This is a genomic window from Parashewanella hymeniacidonis, from assembly GCF_016900895.1.
GTDB classification, from domain to species: Bacteria; Pseudomonadota; Gammaproteobacteria; order Enterobacterales; family Shewanellaceae; genus Parashewanella; species Parashewanella hymeniacidonis.
The window spans coordinates 1-6,758 of record NZ_JAFEUN010000159.1 but is presented as its reverse complement, the minus strand read 5'-3'; the positions used below and the strand labels follow the sequence as shown (position 1 = coordinate 6,758).

The window sequence follows — 6,758 nt, the reverse complement described above, 5'->3', positions numbered from 1 at the left end:
GGAGAGCATTTTTAGCACCAAAAACGACCAGAAACCGTAGGTTCACTATATCATTTCTGGTCGAAATTGAATGTATCAAAGAGCTATATTGTATTATCGATCATAATGTTAGATGTTTTTCATGGCCGACTAATTAGCTACTAAGCAAGCAGTGCTAAACAGCTAACGAACGTTGCTCCTCATGCCCCAAAGCAATCAACTTCGGCTCACCCGCTTGGGCATCGACAAAATCTTGTTTTGATTGCCAACCGAACCAATTATGTTTTATCAACTCTTGAGCGACAGGGCCTGCTAAGGTATTTCCTGGGCCTAAAACAATAATTTTATCTGGTGCGAATTCTTTCACTGCGACTTCAATTGCTTTACTGAAATCATAGGGCTCCGTCACTTGATGGCCTAATGTGTAATCACGCAGTGCATCTAAATCACAATAATAGGGACTCCAAATGTTACCTTGTCCGTCAACGATCGGTAATTGTGGCTTTTCAAATAAATCTTCGTCAAGCAGCTCAAAACCTTTATCACTGATATCTTGCAATAAAGGGGTATGGAAAGCGCCATGATTGTAGAGCCTCATTGGGTAACGGTTATCAAGTTGTGGTAACTTTTCTTCAGCTAATTTTAACCCTGCTTCATTACCCGCAAGTACTCGATATCCGCCAAGATAAATCGAAGTATAGAGCTCACAACCTGTTTGTTGGTTCACCTCTTCAATGACCGAATCAAGACACTCAACCTTTGCTGTATCTAATTGCCAGTTTTCATCAACTTCAGGATAGATAATTTGGCCACCAATCAAGCCATTTTGCATCATTGAACCCATAGTATTAATGACTTGAATTGCGGCTTCAGGCTCAAGTGCGCCAGATAACGCAAGCGCAATGTACCAGCCCATTGAGTTACCTGTAATGGCAACAATGTCGTACTTGTCTCGGTCAATATTTAAGAAGTCACCATAAGCACATGCGTAAATCAGCGCAGAAGCATTTTCGCCGGGAGTGTGCAGCTTAAATGAGTATTTGTTGAGTGCATCTAACTCGGCAATTGAACGCTGTTTTTGCTCAGTACGATACTCATCAATTTCTTCTATGAACTCCAGTTTATCCGCATGAAAGCGAGCTAAATAACCTAACTCTTCTTTGTTATAGCAACCTCTTCCCGGCGCTACAACAATGACTCTTTCCTTCGCATTCGAACTCATATTTACTTCTCAATTATTGTTGTTGGACTAATTTAATTGCAGCATCGATAACTTTATCTTTGCTCGGTAGCGGCATCGTTGCAGCATCAGCGAGCGGGATAAAGCAATCTTCGCCAGTTAAACGAGCGATAGGAGGACAATGTTTTCCCAATTGTTCTTGCAAGCAAGTAAATAAAGCTTCACTGACGTTACCACTTCTTCGACATTCATCGACAATCAAAATGTGAGCACACTGGCCAGCCACTTGAGCAATCGCTTGTTCGTTGAGCGGTGCTAAATAACGTAAATCAATGATGGTGGTTTCAATAGACTGCTCGGCCAGTTGTTTTTCAGCTTGGCGGCTTAAGTAATAGCCGTTAGCATAGCTAATGATACACAGCTTTTTACCTTTGCCATGAACACCAATTTCTCCAAAAGGCAGTTGTTTTGCTTTGGCTTGCTTTTGATACTCGCTCGCCCAAAGGTTATCGCCAGCGTCATGTAAATCACGCGTCATATACAAAGCTATCGGCTCGATAAATACCACTAGACGTTTTTCTTCTTGAGCCAATCTCACGCATTCTCTTAGCATCCCCATGGCATCATCACCATTGGATGGACAAGCGAGAATTAAACCCGGAATATCTCGAAAAACCGCTAAGGAGTTATCATTATGGAAGTGACCGCCAAAGCCCTTTTGATAACCCAAACCAGCGATTCTAATCACCATCGGGTTAGCATATTGACCATTAGAGAAAAACGGCAAGGTCGCTGCTTCACCTCGGATTTGATCTTCGGCATTATGCACATAAGCAAGAAACTGTATTTCAGGGATTGGTAAAATACCGTTATGCGCCATACCAATGGCTAAGCCTAAAATAGAGGTTTCATCCAACAAGGTATTGATGACTCGGTTTGGGCCAAAACGCTCTACTAGCCGAGAAGTAACATGATACACCCCGCCTTTTTTACCGACATCTTCGCCACAAACCACAATGTTGGAATGATGTGCCATCAGCTCAGTTAAGGTCAGATTGATCAGTTTCCCCATGTGAACAGGCTTACCAAGAGAGTTTTTGTCGGCTTTCATTAACTGACTGAATTGCTCATCAGTTAGTTGGTTTTCTTTTACATTGTCCGTCGATGGTGTCGCTAAAATCGATTTTTTTGTTTGTTCGATATTCTGAAGTTTTGGCCGAGTAACGGTAACTTGTGCGACTGCGGCAATCTGTCGCTTCAGTTGTTGATACCACTGAATCACTTGCTCTGCAGTAAGCAAGCCTGCTTCTATAATCTGCTCTGCACTACTGATTAACGGATCCAGCGCCTCGTTTTCTAAAATTTGCTCTCTGGTTTTATAGGCTATTTCGGCATCGCTCCCCGCATGCCCCATTAATCGGACGGTTCTAACGTGTAAAAATGCAGGTTTTCGATGCAACCTCACCCAATCTGCGGCTTGTTTTGCCCCTCGATAACAATCAAGGATATCCAAACCGTCGCAATGAAAGTATTTAACTCCACCGCGATGTTTAAAGTTTTCGGCAATCCAGCCTGTTGGTGTGGAAGTCGAAATACCAATACCGTTATCTTCACAGACAAACAACAGTGGCATAGGCACCTGTTGGTAAGATGCCCACCCAGCTGCATTGATTGCCGTTTGCGCTGAAGCATGGTTTGCAGAAGCATCTCCGAAGTTACATAACACGACGGCATCATTGGGTAACTCAGCGTCGATCTCTAAGCGATCAGTTAATGGGATACTCAGTGCAGCACCAACGGCTTTAGGTAAGTGTGAAGCAATGGTAGACGTTTGAGGTGGTACATACAGCGTTTTACTACCAAGCACTTTATGGCGACCACCAGATATTGGATCTTCACTGGATGCGGCGAAAGAAAGCAACATATCCCATAATTGGGTTTCACCTGCCTCTCGGCGGCCACGTTCAATCAAAAATGCAGCGCTTCGGTAATGCAAAAATGCCATATCTGACGTTCGTATTGCTTTGGCATAAGCGGCATTACCTTCATGACCAGAGCTACCGATGGTATAAAAACCCTGATTACGGGCTCGCATCTGTCGCGACTCTAAATCCAGTAAACGACTTTTAAGTTGCGATTCAAACATACCAAGAAAGTCTGCATCACTCAAACCTAAACGTTTGTGATCCCAACCATGGGAGGTGTTGTTAAAATCGTGATTTAATACTGTTTCAATAAACTGCCTATCTACGGCAATGGCTCTATCTTCCACTTCTTACCCTCTACTTCACATTATTATTTGTGTTTTGTAAGGTAGGAACTCTCAGCTCTACCCTTTGTGAGTGAGATTACATAAAGGCTTGTAAGCCTGTTTGTGCACGACCAAGAATCAAGGCGTGAATATCGTGTGTACCTTCGTAGGTGTTTACCGCTTCAAGGTTCATCACATGGCGAATCACGTGGAACTCATCTGCAATACCGTTACCACCATGCATATCACGAGCGATTCGAGCAATATCCAATGCTTTACCACAAGAGTTACGTTTGATAAGCGAAATGGCTTCAACAGGCAATTGACCTTGATCCATTAAACGACCCGCTTGCACACACGTCATTAGACCTGTTGCGATTTCCGTTTGCATATCGGCCAATTTTTTTTGATACAACTGAGTGCCTGCAAGCGGCTTATTGAATTGGTGGCGGTCTAAACCGTATTGACGAGCAGCGTGCCAGCAAAACTCTGCTGCACCCAACGATCCCCACGCAATACCATAGCGCGCTTTGTTTAAGCAGCCAAAAGGTCCTTTAAGCCCTTTTACTTCAGGGAAGATAGCGCCTTCGCCTACTTCTACGTTATCCATCACGATTTCACCGGTAATTGATGCACGCAGTGAGAACTTGCCTTCAATCTTAGGTGCCGACAGACCTTTTAAGCCTTTATCTAAAACAAAGCCTCGGATTTCACCATCTAACTTCGCCCACACCACAAACACATCAGCAATCGGTGAATTGGTGATCCACATTTTGCTGCCATTTAAACGATAACCGCCGTCAATTTTCTCAGCACGGGTTTTCATGCCTGCTGGGTCTGAGCCCGCATCTGGCTCGGTTAAGCCAAAGCAACCAACCCATTCGCCAGTAGCCAGTTTTGGTAAATATTTTTGTTTTTGTTCTTCAGTACCATATTCGTTAATTGGGTGCATAACCAATGACGACTGCACACTCATAGCACTACGATAACCACTGTCTACACGCTCCACTTCACGAGCAATCAAACCATAACTGACATAATTGGTATTTGAGCAACCGTACTTTTCTGGCAATGTTGACCCAAGTAAACCGAGTTCACCCAATTCGTTCATGATTTCACGATCAAAACGCTCTTCACGATTTGCGGTCAACACTCGGCTCATTAACTTGTCTTGCGCATAGTCATGAACCATATCTCGGATCATGCGCTCTTCTTCTGTAAGTACGCTGTTCAAGTTTAATGGATCTTGCCAGTCAAAATGTACTCGTGCCATGAAATGTCCCTTTATTTTTGTTCTGCTGAGAATTTAAATTTGTTTAGATTACGCTCAATTAATTAATAGATGAAATATTGTTTATCTTTATCATCTATAGCTGTATTCTATACCTTACGTAAACGTAACCTTTGAACATTTATGAACTTTAAAGGGCTTAAATACTTTATTTCAGTATTTGAAACGGGAAGTTTTAGTGCGGCATCAAAGCAATGTTATGTTGCTCAGCCATCGATCTCTACCGCCATTGGTAATTTAGAAACTGAACTTAATATTCAGCTGTTTCTGAGACACGGAAAAGGAGTTACCGCAACAGAAGAAGGCTTACGGCTATATCCACTGGCGAAGCAATTGATTAATGAAAGCCAAGCCATAAAATCTCTTTTTAGCGAAAAACAAACTCGAAAACCCTTTAAACTTGGCTTAATACGTTCTTTAGGCGTTGAACGAATGAGTCAATTACTTAAAGATTTCACTCAAGCTTGCCCTCATATTGAACTCACTTTAGTTGAACATACTGAAGAATCTGATGCTCGAATCATTACAACCTCTGACTTAAAAAGCCATGAACAGTTTCAGCCTATTTGGTCAGACAATTATTTATTAGCCATTCCAGCAAGTTCACGCTTAAGTTTAAAATCAAAGATTGGTATTTCTGATCTTCAGAATCAAGCTTTCATTCACCGTCAGCCTTGTGAGGGCCTTGCTCACCTTCAACAACTACTGGACTTGGAAGGAATTAATTTACAAGTCCGAGCTCGAATCCAAACTGTCGAGTATGCCATGGGATTAGTTGCTGCTGGCTTAGGTATTGCCTTGGTTCCAAAAATTGAAGCAGACGTCAACCATCGAGATGTTATCTTTAAAGAAATTGAAGATATTGAGTTAAAAAGGACGGTTGGTTTAGCTGTATCAGCAGATACAAGAAACCTTAACGTTATAGATACATTGAAAGAACTTTGCACTCATTACTAACTGTGTATTTTTATAAAGTTTATTAAAAAAGATTAAAGAAACTTTAAGTTAAGAACTTTTTTGGTTTAGCTATACTCATAATACTGAAAGTAACTAATTTTTATAAATTAAGGGCCATTAGAGAAAACAGATAGTGTTCTTTCATCTTACATATAGCTTTAAGAAGTGAGATTTATCTATTTTGTAATGTATGGCAGGTAAAGAATCTGAACTTTCAATGTCATACTAAACTCTAGGTACAACCCTAAAAACTAACAGATGAATATTTATGAGTTTTATCAGTACTAGAACAATTAAAGAAAATATATTGGCTCATTTGGAAAAATCTAATGGAGCCATGCAGAGTAATACTGTGCTAAAGCTCTCAAATGACTGTAAGTATAAAATCAAAGTTATCGAGAGTGATTCAAAAATAGAACACATCGACGTTAGTCAAGAGCGCTCGAACAGAGAAAATGATTCTAATAACTGGACTCGTAGAATTGCCAGAGCTTTCTCAAAATACTTTTATTTTAGCGCTACTAATAGATTAAAGCGCACTTTGAACCATACAGAAGTAAAAGCAAAGCTATCAGAATTTAATAAAAAGCCTACCTCGAGTAATCGGAACACTATCGTAATAGGCTTAAAAAGTTTTTGGGGATTTGATCAATTCTTTCAACCCAGGGGACCAAGCTAGAAATCAAAACGCCCATTTAGATCTAGTTCTTGTTGTTCTTTCAGCTGCTTATCTTTTCGCATTTTGTAAATAGCATATCGATAGCGCTTTCGCCTTTGCTTGCATAAACGAATGACATCAATTTTTGTCGCTTGATCGAATTTTTGCCAATTAAAGCGTTCTTCTCGACTTCGAAAACAGCCTAAACAATACCCACGAGCATCCACTTGGCAAACATTGAGACAAGGGCTTGGAATATCAAAAAACTCTAACTGCTCCATTAAGCCCTCCCTTAAATATTTTTATTATCTTGAATATAACAATAGTTCGGACAGTTTTATGAACTGAGCTTAATTATTCGAAATCATGAGCAGGGTTTGCGAGAATATAGTTTGTAAAAAAGACCCTGAAACCACCGCTCATGATTACTCTAGTAAATTCG

6 protein-coding genes are annotated in these 6,758 nt (G+C 40.9%); 2 read left to right on the top strand and 4 right to left on the bottom strand.

Annotation, left to right across the window (positions count from 1 at the left end; genetic code table 11):
- Window positions 1-154 precede the first annotated feature (154 nt).
- From JQC92_RS20290 to JQC92_RS20280, 3 genes are all read right to left on the bottom strand, one after another.
- A complete protein-coding gene (locus tag JQC92_RS20290; protein ID WP_205001348.1) occupies window positions 155-1,201 on the bottom strand; it encodes an ACP S-malonyltransferase in 1,047 nt (348 codons plus the stop codon).
- A 13-nt stretch (window positions 1,202-1,214) separates the two neighbouring features.
- Window positions 1,215-3,431, bottom strand: a complete 2,217-nt coding sequence (locus JQC92_RS20285) for a thiamine pyrophosphate-dependent enzyme (RefSeq protein WP_205001347.1) — start codon at window positions 3,429-3,431, stop codon at window positions 1,215-1,217.
- Window positions 3,432-3,507: 76 nt separating this feature from the next.
- Window positions 3,508-4,683 (bottom strand): acyl-CoA dehydrogenase, encoded by a 1,176-nt coding sequence (locus tag JQC92_RS20280; RefSeq protein ID WP_205001346.1) that lies wholly within the window; start codon window positions 4,681-4,683, stop codon window positions 3,508-3,510.
- Between the two features lie 141 nt (window positions 4,684-4,824).
- On the opposite strand from JQC92_RS20280, the gene JQC92_RS20275 reads away from it, so the two are divergent.
- Together JQC92_RS20275 and JQC92_RS20270 are read left to right on the top strand one after the other, a co-directional pair.
- On the top strand, window positions 4,825-5,658 hold the full coding sequence (locus JQC92_RS20275; RefSeq protein WP_205001345.1) for a LysR family transcriptional regulator: 834 nt from the start codon (window positions 4,825-4,827) through the stop codon (window positions 5,656-5,658).
- Between the two features lie 268 nt (window positions 5,659-5,926).
- On the top strand, window positions 5,927-6,337 hold the full coding sequence (locus JQC92_RS20270) for a hypothetical protein (RefSeq protein WP_205001344.1): 411 nt from the start codon (window positions 5,927-5,929) through the stop codon (window positions 6,335-6,337).
- Here JQC92_RS20270 and JQC92_RS20265 read toward each other — a convergent pair.
- Complete coding sequence (locus JQC92_RS20265) at window positions 6,334-6,597, bottom strand: DUF1289 domain-containing protein (RefSeq protein ID WP_205001343.1); 264 nt, start codon at window positions 6,595-6,597, stop codon at window positions 6,334-6,336. The two genes, JQC92_RS20270 and JQC92_RS20265, sit on opposite strands and share 4 nt — an antisense overlap.
- Window positions 6,598-6,758: the final 161 nt, after the last annotated feature.